Source organism: Thalassobacter sp. HA4-2, assembly GCF_055693705.1.
Map to the genome: position 1 here is coordinate 183139 of NZ_JBVFUK010000001.1, position 17849 is coordinate 200987.

Consider the following 17849-nt stretch of genomic DNA (forward strand, 5'->3'; position numbering starts at 1 on the left):
CACCCTACAGACGAGCGTCTACATCAGACGCATGGGGCATCGCATCTGCGGTGCCCTTTTTCGTGACCTGTAGACCGCCTGCGATGATTGCCCGGTTCAGGGCCTGTTCGCGGGTCATCCCTGCATCAAGGCTGGCAATCAGATAGCCTGCAAAGCAGTCTCCGGCTCCGGTTGTATCTACGACCTGTTTCACGGGAAACGCTGGTGCTGTGGCCGTTCCGATCCATTCGGCCCCCTGTGCGCCTTTGGTCACCACGCGTTCTGTAGGTATATCGCCTAAGCGTTCCATCAGCGCGTCGTTTTCAACCTCGTTACATAGCATCAGGTCAATGTAGGGCAGCATATCGCGCACAGCGTCGGCGTCGAAGGGCGCTGCGGAATAGGCTATGTTTAGTCCCTTTTCCGTGGCCGTGGCGGCGACGAAGGCGGTGTCATTCGCCTCTTCTTGCAGCATCAGCCAATCGCCGGGTTTCGTCGTGTCAAAGTCGGGTAGGGGAATGGCATGGTTTGCGCCCGGGAACAGCAGGATGGCGTTTTCGCCCGCCCGGTCCACTTGGATCATTGCGTGACCCGTGGGGGTGCCCACTTGTGCGATTGACGTAGTGTCTATTCCGGCCCTCTTCAGCAGGTCCACGGTCCAAACCCCATCAGCGCCTACCGCACCGATATGCGCCACCCGGGCGCCTGCGCGGGCGGCGGCGACGGCTTGGTTCGCACCCTTGCCGCCCAGACCCTTATCGTAGGCCAAGGCAGCCAGCGTTTCGCCCGGGGACGCCAGATGATCGACCCTGTAAAAGTGGTCAATGTTGATGGACCCATAGACCCAGATCATCCGCCCACCTTGCACGCCGCCATCAGCGCCATGTTCAGGATGTCGTTAACGGTGGATGTGGTCGATGCCACCTGTACTGGTTTATCGAGGCCCGTCAGGATTGGCCCGATAATCGTTGCCCCTCCCATCTCCTGCATCAGCTTGGTCGAGATACTGGCGGAATGGCGGGCGGGCACGACCAGTACGTTGGCCGGCCCAGTCAGTCGGCTGAACGGGTAGTTTGCCATGACCTCTGGGTTCAGGGCCACGTCTACGGTCATCTCGCCTTCGTACTCGAAATCCACGCCCCGGGCGTCGAGCACGGCGGGGGCGTTGCCCATCTTCTCAGCGCGTTCGGACACCGGATAGCCAAAGGTCGAGAACGACAGAAAAGCCACGCGCGGGGTCAGTCCAAGGTCGCTCGCGACCCGCGCGCCTGCAGTTGCAATATCAGCAAGATCATTCTCATCGGGCCATTCGTTCAAAAGCGTATCGCCCATGAACACGATCCGGCCCTTGTTCAGGATCGCAGTGATCCCCACAGCGCCCGAGTTATCCTCGACGTCAAACACATGCTGCATCAGGCGCATGATGTGGGCCGACTTGCGGGTAGCCCCGGTCACCAATCCGTCACCATGCCCATGTGCCAGCATGAGGGACGCGAACACATGTCGGTCGCGGCTGGCGAGCCGGTGGACATCTCGCTGATCGTAGCCTTTACGTTGCAGACGCTCGTAGAGGAACGTCTTGTAGGTGTCCAAGTGCGTTGTGTTCTCGGCGTTCACGACAGTCAGTTCCCGCATGGCATCGCTCAGGCCTGCCTCTTCTAGCTTTTCCCGAACGTCATCGGGACGACCTACGACCAGCGCCTTGCCAAAACCGTTGCGTTGGTAGGCGACAGCGGCGCGCAGAACGCGGGGATCATCCCCTTCGGCGAAGATCATAGTGGCCTGCGCAGCACGGGCGCGCGTGTTCACGCCTTGAAGGATCGACTGGGTCGGGTCCATGCGGTTGCGTAGGGACTGGGTATACCCCTCCATATCCACAATGGGCCGCCGTGCCACACCTGTGTCCATGCCGGCCTTTGCCACAGCGGGTGGGATCACGTGGATCAGGCGGGGGTCAAAAGGCGTGGGAATGATGTAATCGCGTCCAAAGGACAGTTTGCGCCCGTAGGCCATTGCAACCTCATCCGGGACGTCCTCGCGTGCGAGGTCGGCCAGAGCACGGGCGCAGGCAATTTTCATGTCGTCGTTGATTGCGCGGGCGTGAATGTCTAGCGCGCCCCGGAACAGGTAGGGAAAGCCCAGCACGTTGTTCACTTGGTTCGGATAGTCGGACCGCCCCGTGGCGACGATGGCATCTACGCGGACCTCGTGCGCTTCCTCCGGTGTGATCTCGGGATCGGGGTTAGCCATCGCAAAAATGACTGGGTTATCGGCCATGTTCTTGACCATTTCTTGGGTCACAGCGCCCTTGGCAGACACACCCAGAAACACGTCGGCCCCCTTCATCGCGTCATCCAGTGTCCGCAGATCGGTAGCGACGGCATGGGCGGATTTCCACTGGTTCATCCCCTCGGTCCGGCCTTGGTAGATCACGCCCTTGGTGTCGCACATGATGCAATTTTCGTGACGCGCGCCCATGGATTTCAGCAGTTCCAGACAGGCGATACCGGCGGCCCCTGCACCGTTCAGCACGATGCGCACATCCTCGATCTTTTTGCCCGAAATCCGCAGGGCGTTGATCAAACCGGCCGCGCAAATCACTGCCGTCCCGTGCTGGTCGTCGTGGAAGACGGGGATATCCATCTCTTCCTTCAGCTGCTGCTCGATCATGAAACATTCGGGGGCCTTGATATCCTCAAGGTTGATTCCGCCGAATGTCGGCCCCATCAGTTTACACGCGGCGACAAACGCGCTGACCTCTTCGGTATCCAGTTCGATGTCGATGGAATTGACGTCCGCGAATCGTTTGAACAGGACTGACTTGCCCTCCATCACCGGTTTGCTGGCCAGGGCGCCCAGGTTGCCCAGCCCCAAAACCGCTGTCCCGTTGGAGATCACGGCCACCAGATTGCCCTTGGTCGTGTAGTCATAGGCGGTCGCGGGATTGGCTGCGATTTCCTCGCACGGTACCGCAACGCCGGGGGAATAGGCCAGCGACAGGTCGCGCTGTGTGGCCATGGCGGTCGAAGCCTGAATGTCGATTTTGCCCGGACGGGGTTCAAGGTGGTAGGCCAATGCCTCTTCGCGGGTGACTTTTGTTTTGCTGGCCATTTCATCCTCCGTTTGCACACTGCATAACGGGTGGGCGAAGGGGGACGCAATGGCACAGCTTACGCCCATGATGGCGCAATATCTGGAAATCAAGGCCGAGGTGCCCGACGCCCTGCTGTTCTACCGCATGGGTGATTTCTACGAGATGTTCTTTGATGATGCCGTGGCAGCCGCCGAGGCGTTGGATATCGCCCTGACCAAGCGCGGCAAGCATGAGGGCGAGGATATCCCCATGTGCGGCGTGCCTGTGCATTCGGCCGAAGGATATCTATTGACCTTGATCCGCAAGGGGTTCCGCGTGGCCGTGGGTGAACAGTTGGAAACCCCCGAAGAGGCCAAGAAACGCGGCTACAAATCCATTGTCAAACGGGGTGTGGTGCGGTTGGTCACGCCCGGCACACTGACCGAGGAAAGCCTGCTTGAGGCGCGGCGCCACAACTACCTTGCCGCCTATGCCGAGGTCCGAGAGGAAGGTGCGCTGGCGTGGGTCGATATTTCGACCGGTGCGTTTCACGTGACACCTTGCCCCCGAGTGCGGTTGGGACCGGACTTGGCCCGGCTGGCCCCGCGAGAGGTGCTGGTGGCAGACGGCTCTGAAGACCTGCGCGAGGTTGTCGAGGATGGGGGCGCTGCCATGACCGCGGTGGCCCGATCTTCGTTTGACAGCAACGGGGCAGAGGACCGGTTGCGCCGCCTGTTCGATGTCGCCTCGATGGAAGCGTTCGGCACTTTCACCCGCGCTGAACTGGGGGCCATGGGCGCGGTCGTTGATTACCTGGAAATCACCCAGCGGGGCAAGCTGCCCCTGTTGCGCCCCCCGTGCGAGAGGCGGCGCAGGGGTTGGTTCAGATCGACGCCGCCACCCGTCGAAATCTGGAGATCACGGCCGCTATGTCCGGCGGGCGTGAGGGGTCTTTGCTGACCGCTGTGGATCGCACCGTCACTGCAGGTGGGGCGCGTCTGCTGGAACGGCGCTTGTCCGCGCCATCGACCCAAGTGGATGTGATCACCGCGCGGCATGATGCGGTGGACTGGGCGTGCGGTGGGACAAGTCCCACCCTACGGGACGCTTTGCGCAGATGTCCGGATATGGACCGGGCCGTATCGCGTTTGTCGTTGGATCGCGGTGGACCGCGGGATTTGGCGGCGGTGCGCAACGGGTTGGCGCAAGCTGCTAGCCTTTGGTCCACACTTTCACCGCAGGATTTGCCCGATTTGGTGCGCGATGCTGTAGGTGACTTGACCGGTCACGACGCTTTATTGGACCGATTGGATCAAGCGCTGGTCGCAGAACCGCCCTTGATGCTGCGCGATGGTGGTTTGGTCGCCCCCGGCTATGACACCGCATTGGACGAAGCGCGCACCCTGCGCGACGAAGGGCGCGGCGTGATCGCGGGTATGCAGGCAGAATTTGTAGAGGCGACCGGGATTAACAGCCTCAAGATCAAACATAACAACGTGCTGGGGTACTTCATCGAAGTGACGGCCCTGCACGGCGATAAAATGCGCGAAGACACAAGGTTCATTCACCGACAGACGACCGCGAACCAGGTCCGGTTTACGACGGTCGAATTGTCCGACCTTGAGACTCGTATCTTGAACGCCGGTGCACATGCGCTGGAGATCGAGAAGCGTATCTTTGAGGCGCTCCGGACCGACGTTCTAGCCTCTGCCGACATGATCTATGCAACGGCCCGAGCCCTGTCGGAAATCGACGTGACTTGTGCACTTGCTGATCTGGCCGAGGCGGAAAATTGGCGCAGACCACGGGTCGACACCTCACGCGCATTTGACATCAAAGGGGGCGCCACCCTGTGGTTGAACAGGCATTGCGCCGGGAGGGAACGCCCTTTGTGACCAATGATACCAGTCTGTCCGCCGAGGATGGTGCCGCCATTTGCCTGCTGACCGGGCCAAACATGGCCGGTAAGTCGACGTACCTTCGTCAGAATGCGCTGATCGCGTTGTTGGCGCAGGCGGGTAGTTTCGTGCCAGCTGACAGTGCTCATATCGGCGTTGTGAGTCAGTTATTCAGTCGCGTTGGTGCGTCAGATGATCTGGCGCGGGGGCGGTCGACATTCATGGTCGAAATGGTCGAAACGGCGGCGATTCTAAATCAAGCCAACGACCGTGCGTTGGTCATTCTGGACGAAATCGGACGAGGGACAGCCACCTATGATGGCTTGTCGATTGCGTGGGCGACTTTGGAACATCTGCATGATGTGAACCAATGCCGTGCCCTGTTTGCAACCCATTACCATGAGATGACGCAGCTGGCGGCAAAGATGCCGGGTGTCGAGAACGCCACCGTGGCTGTGAAGGAGTGGGAAGGCGATCTAATCTTTGTGCACGAGGTCAAACCGGGTGCTGCGGATCGGTCCTATGGTGTGCAGGTGGGAAAACTGGCGGGTTTGCCCGCAAGCGTGGTGGAACGTGCACGAGTCGTCCTTGAAGCGCTGGAAGAAGGGGAGCGGTCGGGCACATCGCAAAAGGCTTTGATCGATGACTTGCCCTTGTTCGCTGCGACGCCTGCCGCTGCGCCGGTTGTAACCAAAAACAGCGCGGCCGAAGAGCGCCTGCGCGAGGTACTGCCAGATGAACTGACCCCGCGCGAAGCGTTGGATTTGATTTATGAGCTGAAACGTTTGACGTCAGGGGGGCGGGATAAATCCCGCCCTACTGTAGGGTGGGACTTGTCCCACCGCCCCGTCTAGTTGGTCATCCCGTCCCAGAACTTCTTTACTTTCTTAAAGAAAGTCGCGCCTTCGGGGTTGTTGTCTTTCGACAGTTTCTCGAACTCTCGCAGAAGGTCTTTCTGAGCAGAGGTCAATTTCACGGGTGTTTCAACGGCAAGTTCAATGAACATATCGCCAACACCACCGCCGCGCAGCGCTGGCATACCTTTGGACCGAAGACGCATGCGACGCCCGGATTGCGACCCTTCGGGTACCTTAACACGAGATCGGCCACCGTCGATCGTCGGTACCTCGACTTCACCACCGATAGCGGCGGTCGTCATGGACACAGGAACCCGGCAATAGAGGTCGATATTGTCCCGTTCAAATATCGGGTGCTGTTGCACTTCGATAAAAATGTACAGATCGCCGCTTGGACCGCCGCGCAAGCCAGCTTCGCCCTCGCCAGACAGGCGAATCCGTGTGCCGGTTTCCACACCTGCAGGAATGTTGACGGACAGCTGGCGTTCTTTTTCTACCCTACCTGCACCACCACAGCCTTTGCAGGGGTTTTTGATGATCTGACCGGCCCCGTTACAGGTGGGACAGGCCCGTTCCACTGTGAAGAAACCCTGTTGCGCGCGGACTTTACCCATGCCCGAACACGTAGGGCAGGTTGATGGTTCAGACCCCCTTCAGAGCCGGAGCCATTACAGGTCTCGCAGCCAACAGCGGAGGGTACAGTGATCGTTTCAGTCGTGCCGTTGTAAGCATCTTCCAGCGTCACGCGCAGATTGTAGCGCAGGTCAGACCCGCGGGTTGCCCGTTGTCCCCCACGGCGCTGCTGTTGCCCGCCCATGAAGTCACCAAACAGATCTTCGAACACATCCGAAAATGCGCTGGCGAAATCGCCCTGACCACCCTGCGGACCACGGGGCCCGCCACCCATACCGCCATCGAAGGCCGCATGGCCAAACCGGTCATAGGCCGCTTTCTTCTCGGCGTCCTTCAGGATTTCGTAGGCTTCGTTCGCTTCCTTGAACTGCGCCTCTGCATTCGGGTTGTCCGCGTTGCGGTCCGGGTGCAGTTCCTTGGCCTTTGTGCGGTAAGCCTTTTTGATTTCGGCGGCGTCAGCACCTTTGCTGACCCCCAAAACCTCGTAAAAGTCACGTTTTGACATTGTCTCGCGCTCCTAGAAACGCAAGCGACCGGCCCTTAGGCCAGGCCGGTCGCGCGTTTGTTCCCATCTGGCCCAAGATTAGGCGCGTTTGTCGTCGCCAAGATCTTCGAAGTCGGCGTCGAGGATATCTTCATCGGCACCCTTGTCACCGGCATCGTCCACATCTTGCGGCGTGTCTTCGCCAGCTTCGGCCTGTGCTTTGTAGATCGCTTCGCCCAGCTTCATCGCGGCTTCGGTCACGTTCTGGATACCTGCCTTGATCTTATCGGAGGGGGTATCCTCCTTCTCAAGATCGTCTTTCAGGGCAGCTACAGCCAATTCGATCACTTCGACCGTGCTTGGGTCAACCTTGTCCGAATGCTCTTCCAGCGACTTTTCGGTGGAATGGATAAGCCCCTCGGCCTGGTTGCGGGCCTCGACGCTTTCGCGGCGTTCCTTGTCAGCCTCGGCATTTTCCTCGGCTTCTTGCACCATGCGTTCGATGTCATCATCGGACAAACCACCGGACGCTTGGATCGTGATCTTCTGTTCCTTGTTGGTGCCTTTGTCCTTGGCACCCACGGACACGATGCCGTTGGCGTCAATGTCGAAGGTCACCTCGATCTGGGGCAGACCGCGAGGCGCTGGTGGGATCTCTTCCAGATTGAACTGGCCCAGCATCTTGTTGTCAGCGGCCATTTCACGTTCACCCTGGAACACGCGGATCGTCACGGCGTTCTGATTGTCCTCGGCGGTTGAGAAGACCTGAGACTTTTTCGTCGGGATCGTCGTGTTGCGGTCGATCAGGCGCGTGAACACACCACCCAGCGTCTCGATGCCCAGCGACAGGGGCGTCACGTCCAGCAGGACCACGTCCTTGACGTCGCCTTGCAGAACACCGGCCTGAATCGCTGCGCCCATGGCGACGACTTCGTCCGGGTTCACGCCTTTGTTCGGCTCTTTGCCAAAGAACTTCGACACTTCTTCAATCACCTTGGGCATGCGGGTCATACCGCCGACCAGAACGATCTCGTCGATTTCGTTTTTGGCAAGCCCGGCGTCTTTCAACGCGGCTTGGCATGGTTTCAGCGATGCTTTGATCAGGTCCGCAACAAGGCTTTCCAACTTGGCACGGGTCAATTTCATCACAAGGTGCAACGGCTGACCGTTAGATCCCATGGAGATGAAGGGCTGGTTGATCTCTGTCTGCTGGCTGGAGGACAGTTCGATCTTAGCCTTCTCTGCGGCCTCTTTTAGGCGCTGCAAAGCCATTTTGTCCTGGGTCAGATCGACAGAGTGCTCTTTCTTGAACTCACCGGCGAGGTAGTTGACGATGCGCATGTCAAAGTCTTCACCGCCGAGGAACGTGTCCCCGTTGGTCGATTTCACCTCGAACAGGCCGTCGTCGATTTCCAGAATGGTCACGTCGAATGTACCACCACCAAGGTCATAGACTGCGATGGTTTGCGTGTCTTTCTTGTCCAGGCCGTAGGCCAGCGCCGCAGCTGTGGGTTCGTTGATGATGCGCAGCACTTCAAGGCCCGCGATCTTACCGGCGTCTTTGGTCGCCTGACGCTGGGCGTCGTTGAAGTAGGCGGGCACGGTGATGACGGCCTGTGCCACGTCTTCGCCAAGATAGCTTTCGGCGGTTTCTTTCATCTTTTGCAGGATCAGCGCGGAGACCTGCGCAGGCGAGTATTTCTCGCCGCGGGTCTCGACCCACGCATCGCCATTGCCGCCGTTCACCACTGCGAAAGGCATGTTCTTTTTGTCTTTGGCAAGATCGGCATCATCGAACCGACGCCCGATCAGACGCTTTACGCCAAAGATGGTGTTTTCGGGGTTCGTCACAGCCTGACGTTTCGCAGGCTGGCCGACCAGTTTTTCATCCTCGGTGTAGCCGACGATGGAGGGAGTGGTGCGCGCACCTTCGGAGTTTTCGATGACGCGAGGCTGCGAGCCGTCCATGATGGCGACGCAGGAGTTCGTTGTACCGAGGTCGATACCGATGACTTTGGCCATGGGAATGTTCCTTCTTTCTTAGGCGATTACTATCGGGACGGGCCTGTTTACAGCCCCCGTCCCATGATCCCGAGTGAAGCGGGGAGGCGCTTCGGACGGTATATAGGTTGGGGTCTATGACCTCGCAAGGTGATTGCGATCAGGCTGGAGCGGAAAAAATAATGGAAATTGAGTCTTTTCGGTTCAAATGGCGGGATCAAGATGATGCAACATGAGATCCCCGTGCCCCGGCCTTTGCTTGTGAAGGGGTTTGCAATCTATAAGGGATTGCTGCCAGCCCATGTGCAATCGGCAATGGTAGAGGATGTCCGCGCGGTCGTTGCACAAGCCCCGTTGTTCACCCCAATCACCCCGTCCGGCAAGGCGATGAGCGTGCGCATGACCTCGGCCGGGGACTGTGGGTGGGTGTCGGACCGGGTCGGCTATCGCTATGACTGCCAGCATCCAAACGGCATACAATGGCCCGCGATACCGCCGTCAATTTTGAATGTGTGGCATGCTGTGTCCGAGGTGGACTGTGTACCAGACAGTTGTCTGATCAACTTCTATCAGCCTGACGCGCGTATGGGGATGCATCAAGATCGGGACGAGGGTTCGTTCGACTGGCCAGTTGTGTCTGTGTCCTTGGGCGATGACGCGCTGTTCCGCATGGGCAACGTAGAGCGCGGTGGCAAGACGGAGTCCCTTTGGCTGTCATCCGGCGACGTTGTCGTCATGGGCGGAGAGGCACGCCTTGCCTATCACGGCGTGGACCGGATCAAGCCCGGTACCAGCACCTTGTTGCGCCATGGGGGTCGGATCAACCTGACACTGCGCGTTGCACGCGCGGGATCAGGTATATCGCCTAAGACTCCCGGCAAAGGCCTATGATCACTTGCCTGCTGACCAGCTGGCAGAGGCGCGACGCCGCGTAAAGAATTCGCCCATCAGACCCACCATGAGAAACCCGAGGCTGAAATACAGGGCGTATTCCCAGTTCGTGTAGTGCGGCGAATAATTGATGAAGATATAGCCACGCGCTTGGTCAATCGTGTGAAACAGCGGGTTCCAAGAAAAGAACGGCAGCATGGTGCTGGGCAGCGTGTTGGCTACAAACATCTTGCCAGATGCGACCATGTTCAGGCGCGAATAGATCGAATTCAGGATATTCACGAACTGGGGCGCCCATGGCTTCATCGCGAGTAGGACAAGGCCAATGGCGATGCCTGATAGCCACGCCAAGGCAAACATCAGAAATGCAGAGACGGGATCAAGAATGTAGATGGGATTGATTAGGACATGGATGCCGAAAATCACCACAGCCATTGCCAGAACCTGTAAATATAGAGCTGACAATGCCGCTGCAGCGATGGACACAATCGTGTTCATGGGGGCGTGTTTCATCATGGGGGACGATGGCCCCTCGGCCCCGATGACTGCGCCAACGGCCTTGTTGTGGGTCAGAAACAAGAAAATGCCCGACATCAGGTACAACATGAAGTCGCCGCGGATCGCGTTTCCCTTCATTCCCAAAACAGTGAACATCAGATAGAAGGCACCGACGAAAATCACTGTCTGCAAGATTTCCAGGCCTAGCCCGATCAGCGCATTGGAATGGGTCTTGCGCACCTTGGCGACGGTGGTGTGATAGATCAAATCCATCATCATCGCCGCACCGCTTAGGCGCGTTTTCTTGCGTTCTTGATAAAACATACCCAAACCTCGTTGCATTGCATGGCGCGCGTCAAGCGACCATAACAAGCATACCTCAATGACACATACAGCTCTGACGGCTGATTATTAAGGACTTATGTAGTGGCTGATTTTGACCAAATGATGGCTGTGTTCCGAAAACTTGCACTCGAAGCCGGTGACGTGATCATGGAGGTGTATGGCCGCGATGACTTCGACGTCAAATCCAAGTCTGACGATAGCCCTGTGACCGAAGCGGACGAGGCCGCAGATGCCGTTATTTCCGCAGGGCTGCGCGCCGCATTTCCAGACATCCCCTTGGTGACGGAAGAACAGGCGGCGTCCCATGGCCAGACCGTCAGCACCTTCATTATTGTAGACCCGTTGGACGGCACCAAGGAGTTCATTCACCGGCGCGGCGATTTCACGGTCAATATCGCCTATGTTAAGGACGGTGTTCCAGTGCGTGGGGTGGTCTATGCCCCAGCCAAGGATCGGTTGTTCTACACCAACGCCACTGGTCAATCGGTTGAGGAGGCCGCACCTTTCGCAAAGCAGGCAGTGGGCGAGGTGCGCCCGATCAAAGTGTCTGATCCCGATGCCTCGGCGCTTTTGGTTGTGGCTTCGAAATCTCATCGGGATGCGGCGACCGACGATTATATCAATAAGTACCACGTTTCGGATATGCGCAGCGCTGGATCTTCTTTGAAGTTCTGCTTGATCGCGACCGGAGAGGCGGACCTATACCCCCGACTTGGCCGCACGATGGAATGGGACACCGCCGCCGGGGATGCTGTTTTGCGTGGTGCGGGCGGGCATGTTGTACGGTTCGATGACAAGACCCCTCTGGCTTACGGAAAACCAGGCTTTGAAAACCCTCATTTTATCGCACATGCGCCAGGATTCAATTTAGCTTGAAAAATCGCATAATGTGCTGAATTTTCCCGCATATGAGTTGCCTTGGTGCAGTTTCCCCTAAACAAAGCCTAAAATATGACTTGTCCGCGTGGTACGCCCGGTGAGCAGTAAAGAGTGAGGCAGACGACATGAAACGCAAGGTTACCAAGGCCATCTTTCCCGTTGCGGGGATGGGCACGCGATTTTTGCCGGCAACCAAGGCGGTTCCAAAGGAAATCCTAACCCTCGTGGATCGGCCCCTGATCCAATACGCGATTGATGAGGCGCGCGAGGCCGGGATCAAAGAATTCATCTTTGTCACATCTCGCGGCAAAGGTGCGCTGGAGGATTATTTCGACCGCGCCCCAGAGTTGGAGCGCAAGCTGCGCGAGGACGGCAAGTCTGACCTGTTGACCGAGGTGAAGCGGTCCAACATGGACAGCGGTGCCATTGCCTATATTCGCCAGCATCAGGCCCTTGGTCTTGGCCATGCTGTTTGGTGCGCGCGCAGGTTGATTGCGAATGAACCCTTCGCAGTAATCTTGCCAGACGACGTGATTGCCGCCGAAACGCCTTGTCTGAAACAGATGGTCAAGGCTTACGAAGAAAACGCAGACATCGGGAATATGGTCGCTGCGATGGAGGTTCCGTCGGATCGAACCTCTGCCTACGGTATTTTGGACGTGAAGAAAGACTTCGGTCATATGGTTGCCGTCAAAGGCATGGTGGAGAAACCCGCTGCTGGGACTGCCCCATCAAACTTGGCCGTTATTGGGCGGTACATCCTGACACCCAATATCATGCGCCAGTTGAACCGGGCCAAGCAGGGGTCGGGTGGTGAGATTCAACTGACGGATGCGATTGCTGCGGAGTTGGCTGAAACAGACGATGTGTTCGGCTACCGGTTCAAGGGTCGGCGCTATGACTGCGGGTCAAAGGCTGGCTTCTTGCAGGCGACCGTTGCCTTTGCCCTGGCCCGCGACGACCTGCAGGAGGAGTTGTCGGATTTCCTGCAGACGGTTGTAACCACAGGGTCAGACGACCAATAGCGAAAAAAGACCTGCTCTGACGGCGCGCGTTCGTTACACGATAAGTATGATTGACTGGGACGAACCGATGGTCGCCTACAAGCTGCGCTGGCGCAGGCGCAAACTATTGTGGCGTGCCTTGCGCAGGCGGCGACAATTGGCGCCTGAAGTGGACCGCACCCAAAGTATCAACCAGCGTTCTATCCTTGCCTTTGCTACTGTGCGAAACGAGGAGGTACGACTGCCCTACTGGCTGCAACACCACCGCGCCTTGGGGGTGGATCATTTCCTGATTGTTGATAACGGCAGCGATGACAATACCCTTGGTTTGTTAAGCGATCAGCCTGACATCTCGGTCTGGTCAACAGGGTACGGCTACAAGGCCAGCCGGTTTGGGATGGATTGGATCAATTGGCTGCTGTGCCGCTACGGACATCGCCATTGGTGTCTGACCCTTGATGCGGACGAGCTGTTCATGATGCCCCACCACGGAACCCGTGATCTGCGGGCACTGACTGAATGGCTGCACGGGACGGGACAGCGCAGTTTTCCGGCAATGATGCTGGATCTTTACCCCAAAGGCCCGCTGCGTGACGCATCCTACGCTCCCGGTCAAAATCCGGTCGAGTCGATCCCCTTTTTCGATCACGGCAACTACGTGATGACGCGCCAGCCCAAGCTACAAAACCTGTGGCTGCAAGGTGGACCCCGGGCGCGTGCGTTCTTTGCCGCCGACCCCCGCCGTGCGCCGACCTTGTCAAAGGTGCCTTTGGTGAAATGGAACCGCCGGTTTGCCTACGTCAGTTCCACACACACCGCGCTGCCCCGCCGTCTGAACCACGTCTACGAAGACGGAGAGGGGCCATCCGGTGTGTTGCTGCACACCAAGTTCTTGAACTCCATCGTCGCCAAATCGGCCGAGGAAAAAGCGCGGCGCGAGCATTTCGAGAACTCGGACCTCTATGATGCCTACTACGATGCCCTGATCGACAACCCGACCCTCTGGACCCCCCACTCCAAACGCTTCACCTCGTGGCGACAGTTAGAGGCCTTGGGCCTGATGAGCCGGGGAGGATGGATTTGAAACTCTCCTTGTTTACCAATGCTCTGGAAGGGGATAGTGTGATTGTCAGGGATTTGGAAACCATCGTGGCGGTAAAAGACACAATGCGATTTCTAGAGGCACGAGACTAACCCATGGGCATTCTATCGTCATATCGTATGCGTTGGCATCGCCGGTACTGGCGCATGCGGGCTGTGGTGCGGCGCAAACAGCTCCAGTCGGTGAAAAACCGCACCCGACAAATTCGGCGCAACGATATCCTGTCTTTCACAACAATCCGAAATGAACGCATTCGTCTGCCGTATTTCCTGAAATACTACCGCGACCTTGGGGTGCAGCACTTCTTCTTCGTGGACAACAACAGTGACGATGGCACGCGCGAATACTTGGCACAGCAGCCTGATGTGTCCGTTTGGGTCACGGATGCCAGCTACAAGAAATCCGCGTTCGGTGTGGATTGGCTGAATTGGTTGGCCCGGCGCTATGCCCATGGACACTGGACCCTGACCGTCGATGTGGACGAGTTCTTTGTCTATCCGTTCAGCGACACGCGCCCTTTACAGGCGTTGACCGACTACCTTGATGCCTCCTCTATCCGCTCTTTCGGTGCGATGCTGCTGGACATGTACCCTAAGGGCCGTATCGACGCGCAACCCTATCGGGAGGGGCAGAACCCCTTCGAGATTGCGGCATGGTTCGACAGTGCGAACTATACCTTGAAACGCAATCCCCTGCTGTGGAACCTTTGGATCCAGGGCGGCCCTCGCGCGCGCCTGTTCTTCCCCGATGCGCCCCTTGATGCACCGGCGTTGAACAAAACACCGCTGGTCAAGTGGAACCGCGCCTATGCCTACGTGAGCTCCACCCACGCGTTGCTGCCCCGGGGTCTGAACGTCACCTATGACCGGCACGGGGGCGAGAAAGCCTCGGGCGTGTTGCTACACGCGAAATTCCTGTCCACGTTCAATGCCAAGGCCGAAGAAGAGTTGGTGCGCGGTCAACACTACGCGGGATCCGTCGAATACAAGGCCTATGCCGAGGGTCTGAAAGACAAGCCGCAGTTTTGGTGCAAATGGTCCGAACGCTACATAAATTGGCGACAGTTGGAAATTCTGGGCCTGATGTCCAAGGGGAACTGGGCATGAGTGTTGGGTTCCTGATGATGGTTCACACCGCCTTTGATCGCGCTGAACAGGTGGCGCGGCACTGGGCGGAGCGGGATTGCCCCGTTGTCATTCACGTGGACAAGCGGGTGCGCTGGAAGCGGTTCAAGGCGTTTCGAGACGCGCTGTGTGACGTGCCCAACATCCAGTTCTCTGATCGCGTGCGTGTGGAATGGGGCCGCTGGTCCATGGTGCAGGCCACCCAGATCGCCGCCGAGCAGATGCTGCGCGAATACCCGGATGTCCGGCACGTGTTCCTTGCGTCCGGATCTTGCGCGCCGCTGCGCCCGGTCGAGGAATTACGGGCCTATCTGGATCGCCACCCCCGTACAGATTTCATAGAGTCTGTGACCACGCGCGAGGTGGACTGGGCGGTCAACGGGCTGGAGCAGGAACGTTTTACCTTGCGGTTCCCGTTCTCGTGGAAACGCCAGCGGTTTCTATTTGATGCCTATGTGCGCGCCCAACGCCTGATCAAGTTCAAACGCCGCGTGCCCGAAGGGTTGGAACCGCACCTTGGCAGTCAATGGTGGTGCCTGACCCGTCAGACCCTGTCGGCGATTCTGTCCGACCCGCAGCGCAAAGTGTACGACCGCTGGTTCTCTCTGGCTTGGATACCGGACGAAAGCTATTTCCAGACCCTCGTGCGCAAGTACTCCACGGACGTCGAAAGCCGATCCCTGACGCTGTCCAAGTTTGACCATCAAGGCAAGCCGCACATCTTTTACGACGACCACCTCGCGCTTCTGCGCCGTTCTGACTGTTTTGTCGCACGCAAGATTTGGCCGCGGGCCAATGGGCTGTACAAGGCCTTCTTGAACCCCGGCAAGGACCCTGCCCGCACCGTTGATCCAAACCCGGGCAAAATTGATCGCGTGTTTGCCAAGGCGCTGGAACGACGCACAAAGGGTCGCGCCGGTCTGTACATGCAGTCGCGCTTCCCGAAGTGGGATTGGGAAAACGGTAAGACTTCGGCACGCTATAACGTGTTTTGTGGCCTATCCGAAGTGTTTGACGACTTTGAACCGTGGCTGGACAAGCGGATCGGTGGCCGAGTCCATGGACATCTGTACGCGCCTGACCGTGTGCATTTTGCGGGGGGTGAACAGGTGTTCAATGGTTGCCTGTCCGACAGCGCGGCCCTGCGGGACTACAAGCCCACGCAGTTTTTGACGAACTTGATCTGGGCCACGCGGGGCGAAACACAGAGTTTTATGTTTGGCCCCGGCGACACCCAAAAAGCCAAAGAGCTGATGGTGTACGACCCCAACGCCTACATCGCCATCGTCACGGGTGGTTGGGCCGTGCCGCTGTTCCAATCCAACCGAAACTTCGCCGAGATCCGGGCAGAGGCCGCGCGTTTGCAAGCGATTGAGCGTAAGTTCGTTGATCTTGCTCAGACCGTCCACGTGAAGGCCAAGGTGCGGGTCTGGAACCTCGCAGACTTCGTCGCGTCACCCATGGAAAACCTGCAACTGGTTTTGGATGACATCTCTGGCCCATCGCCCCGCATCCTGACCGAGGCACCGCGCATGCATGATCTGACCGGTTTTGGTCAATTCCTGCAAAACCTGCGTAATCAGGGGATGAAGCCGACAATGATGGGCGACTTTCCGGTCCAAAATGCCGCCCCCGCGCCTGACGGTGCGAAACCCTATGCGGTGAAATGATGGCAGGGCGTTTCGACTACTTTGTGGTGTTTGCGGAAATGCGCACCGGCTCCAATCACGTGGAAGAGTCGATCAACAGTTTCGAGGGCCTCCATTCCTACGGCGAAGTGTTCAATCCGGTCTTTATGGGGCACCATAATCTGACGGATCTGTTTGGCCATACCATGGAAATGCGCGCAGCCGATCCGCGCCCGCTGCTGCGGTTGATGGTGGAAAACACGGATGGGCTGCCGGGGTTTCGGTTCTTTTACGACCATGATCCACGAGTTTTGGATGATATCCTGACAAACCCACGCTGCGCCAAGGTGATCTTGACGCGCAATCCCGTGGACAGCTTTGTATCGCTGGAAATCGCGCGGGCCACGGGGCAGTGGCGCCTGATGAACGAGAAAAAGCGAAAGGTGCAGTCGATCACGTTTGATCCTGCGGCTTTCGATACGATGATTGCGGACACGGGTGCCTTTCAGGCCCGCGTCCGCGATACCCTGCGCCGCACCGGCCAAGCCGCGTTTGAGCTGCGGTACGAAGATATTAACGACCTTGAGGTGATCAACGGATTGGGCGCCTATCTTGGGGCCGTGCGGCCATTGGAAAAACTGCCCGGCAATCTGAAACGGCAAAACCCTTTTGGCCTGCGCGACAAGGTCAAGAACTACGACGAAATGCAGGCCCATCTTGCAGCGACCGGGGCCATGGGCGGCTCTGACACGGGCGGTTTTGAGCCGGATCGCGGGCCCGCTGTACCGACGTTCGTCGCGGCCGCGACCTCGCCTTTGTTGTTCATGCCGATCACCGGAGGGCCAACAGATCAGGTCACCGCTTGGATTCAGGCGCTGGACGGGGCCGCGCCACAGACTGGTTTCAGCCAAAAGACCTTACGTCCGTGGATGCGCCAAAATGCACCCTACGACAGTTTCACGGTGGTCCGACATCCGCTGGAGCGCGCCTATCATGTGTTCAACACATGCCTTGTCCCACGGGATATTGAGGGCTTCGAGGATATTCGTGCGACTTTGATCAAGCATCACGATGTACCCATCCCGCGTCCCGGTCCTGTAGCGGGTTACACGCTGGAGGATCATCGCGCGGGCTTTGTCGCGTTTCTGGAATTCATAAAGCGTAACCTGAATGGGGCTACGGGCATGCGCACGGACGCAAGCTGGGCATCGCAGTTTCAGACGATCCAAGGATTTGGTCAGGCTGCCCCGCCGATGCAGATCATTCGGGAACGAGACTTGCCCGATGCGCTGTCTGCCTTTGGGGATGCAGCGTTGCCTGAAGAACCTGCCGCCATCTTCCCCCTAGCTGATGTCCACACCCGCGCGTTGGAGGATCTGTGCCTAGAGGCCTACCGCCGCGACTACCTGACATTCGGTTTCAAACGCTGGGACCGCGAAAATCGTTAAAGGAT

At 58.2% G+C, this 17849-nt stretch carries 11 protein-coding genes and 2 pseudogenes; 8 read left to right on the forward strand and 5 right to left on the reverse strand.

Going from position 1 to position 17849, the window contains the following annotated elements; translation table 11 throughout:
* Positions 1 to 4: 4 nt before the first annotated feature.
* Together ACZ1G0_RS00930 and ACZ1G0_RS00935 are read right to left on the reverse strand one after the other, a co-directional pair.
* On the reverse strand, positions 5 to 832 hold the full coding sequence (locus ACZ1G0_RS00930) for a PfkB family carbohydrate kinase (protein ID WP_472735223.1): 828 nt from the start codon (positions 830 to 832) through the stop codon (positions 5 to 7).
* Positions 829 to 3090 carry an NADP-dependent malic enzyme gene (locus tag ACZ1G0_RS00935; protein ID WP_472735224.1) on the reverse strand — a complete coding sequence of 754 codons (2262 nt, stop codon included), beginning with the start codon at positions 3088 to 3090 and terminating at the stop codon, positions 829 to 831. Before ACZ1G0_RS00935 ends, ACZ1G0_RS00930 begins: the two co-directional genes overlap by 4 nt.
* Positions 3091 to 3139: 49 nt before the next feature.
* Between ACZ1G0_RS00935 and mutS the strand changes: the two are divergent.
* Positions 3140 to 5804: pseudogene (mutS, locus tag ACZ1G0_RS00940) on the forward strand (DNA mismatch repair protein MutS).
* Here the strand turns inward: mutS and dnaJ are convergent.
* A pseudogene (gene dnaJ / locus ACZ1G0_RS00945) lies at positions 5801 to 6945 on the reverse strand (molecular chaperone DnaJ). The pseudogenes mutS and dnaJ sit on opposite strands and share 4 nt — an antisense overlap.
* A gap of 78 nt (positions 6946 to 7023) precedes the next feature.
* Positions 7024 to 8946 (reverse strand): molecular chaperone DnaK, encoded by a 1923-nt coding sequence (gene dnaK, locus ACZ1G0_RS00950; protein ID WP_472735225.1) that lies wholly within the window; start codon positions 8944 to 8946, stop codon positions 7024 to 7026.
* A 204-nt stretch (positions 8947 to 9150) separates the two neighbouring features.
* Between dnaK and ACZ1G0_RS00955 the strand changes: the two genes are divergently transcribed.
* On the forward strand, positions 9151 to 9816 hold the full coding sequence (locus ACZ1G0_RS00955; protein WP_472735226.1) for an alpha-ketoglutarate-dependent dioxygenase AlkB family protein: 666 nt from the start codon (positions 9151 to 9153) through the stop codon (positions 9814 to 9816).
* Here the strand turns inward: ACZ1G0_RS00955 and ACZ1G0_RS00960 are convergent, their stop codons facing one another.
* Positions 9817 to 10638: an ABC transporter permease gene (locus ACZ1G0_RS00960; RefSeq protein ID WP_472735227.1), complete on the reverse strand. Its 822-nt coding sequence runs from the start codon at positions 10636 to 10638 to the stop codon at positions 9817 to 9819. It lies immediately after the preceding gene.
* Between the two features lie 120 nt (positions 10639 to 10758).
* Between ACZ1G0_RS00960 and cysQ the strand changes: the two genes are divergently transcribed.
* The 6 genes from cysQ to ACZ1G0_RS00990 all read left to right on the forward strand — a co-directional run bounded on the left by cysQ (position 10759) and on the right by ACZ1G0_RS00990 (position 17844).
* Complete coding sequence (gene cysQ, locus ACZ1G0_RS00965) at positions 10759 to 11535, forward strand: 3'(2'),5'-bisphosphate nucleotidase CysQ (protein ID WP_472737749.1); 777 nt, start codon at positions 10759 to 10761, stop codon at positions 11533 to 11535.
* 128 nt (positions 11536 to 11663) lie between these two features.
* Complete coding sequence (galU, locus tag ACZ1G0_RS00970; RefSeq protein ID WP_472735228.1) at positions 11664 to 12563, forward strand: UTP--glucose-1-phosphate uridylyltransferase GalU; 900 nt, start codon at positions 11664 to 11666, stop codon at positions 12561 to 12563.
* Positions 12564 to 12609: 46 nt separating this feature from the next.
* Positions 12610 to 13626 (forward strand): glycosyltransferase family 2 protein, encoded by a 1017-nt coding sequence (locus tag ACZ1G0_RS00975; RefSeq protein ID WP_472735229.1) that lies wholly within the window; start codon positions 12610 to 12612, stop codon positions 13624 to 13626.
* 113 nt (positions 13627 to 13739) lie between these two features.
* Complete coding sequence (locus ACZ1G0_RS00980; protein WP_472735230.1) at positions 13740 to 14750, forward strand: glycosyltransferase family 2 protein; 1011 nt, start codon at positions 13740 to 13742, stop codon at positions 14748 to 14750.
* Positions 14747 to 16438: a DUF5927 domain-containing protein gene (locus ACZ1G0_RS00985; RefSeq protein WP_472735231.1), complete on the forward strand. Its 1692-nt coding sequence runs from the start codon at positions 14747 to 14749 to the stop codon at positions 16436 to 16438. The genes ACZ1G0_RS00980 and ACZ1G0_RS00985 overlap by 4 nt, the downstream gene beginning before the upstream one ends.
* A complete protein-coding gene (locus ACZ1G0_RS00990) occupies positions 16438 to 17844 on the forward strand; it encodes a nodulation protein NodH (RefSeq protein WP_472735232.1) in 1407 nt (468 codons plus the stop codon). Before ACZ1G0_RS00985 ends, ACZ1G0_RS00990 begins: the two co-directional genes overlap by 1 nt.
* Positions 17845 to 17849 lie beyond the last annotated feature (5 nt).

Coding starts and splice junctions, on each gene's coding strand:
- cysQ (WP_472737749.1), top strand. CDS start 10,759: ATGATGGCTGTGTTCCGAAAACTTGCACTCGAAGCCGGTGACGTGATC.
- ACZ1G0_RS00960 (WP_472735227.1), bottom strand. CDS start 10,638: ATGTTTTATCAAGAACGCAAGAAAACGCGCCTAAGCGGTGCGGCGATG.
- galU (WP_472735228.1), top strand. CDS start 11,664: ATGAAACGCAAGGTTACCAAGGCCATCTTTCCCGTTGCGGGGATGGGC.
- ACZ1G0_RS00975 (WP_472735229.1), top strand. CDS start 12,610: ATGATTGACTGGGACGAACCGATGGTCGCCTACAAGCTGCGCTGGCGC.
- ACZ1G0_RS00930 (WP_472735223.1), bottom strand. CDS start 832: ATGATCTGGGTCTATGGGTCCATCAACATTGACCACTTTTACAGGGTC.
- ACZ1G0_RS00990 (WP_472735232.1), top strand. CDS start 16,438: ATGGCAGGGCGTTTCGACTACTTTGTGGTGTTTGCGGAAATGCGCACC.
- ACZ1G0_RS00935 (WP_472735224.1), bottom strand. CDS start 3,090: ATGGCCAGCAAAACAAAAGTCACCCGCGAAGAGGCATTGGCCTACCAC.
- dnaK (WP_472735225.1), bottom strand. CDS start 8,946: ATGGCCAAAGTCATCGGTATCGACCTCGGTACAACGAACTCCTGCGTC.
- ACZ1G0_RS00955 (WP_472735226.1), top strand. CDS start 9,151: ATGCAACATGAGATCCCCGTGCCCCGGCCTTTGCTTGTGAAGGGGTTT.
- ACZ1G0_RS00985 (WP_472735231.1), top strand. CDS start 14,747: ATGAGTGTTGGGTTCCTGATGATGGTTCACACCGCCTTTGATCGCGCT.
- ACZ1G0_RS00980 (WP_472735230.1), top strand. CDS start 13,740: ATGGGCATTCTATCGTCATATCGTATGCGTTGGCATCGCCGGTACTGG.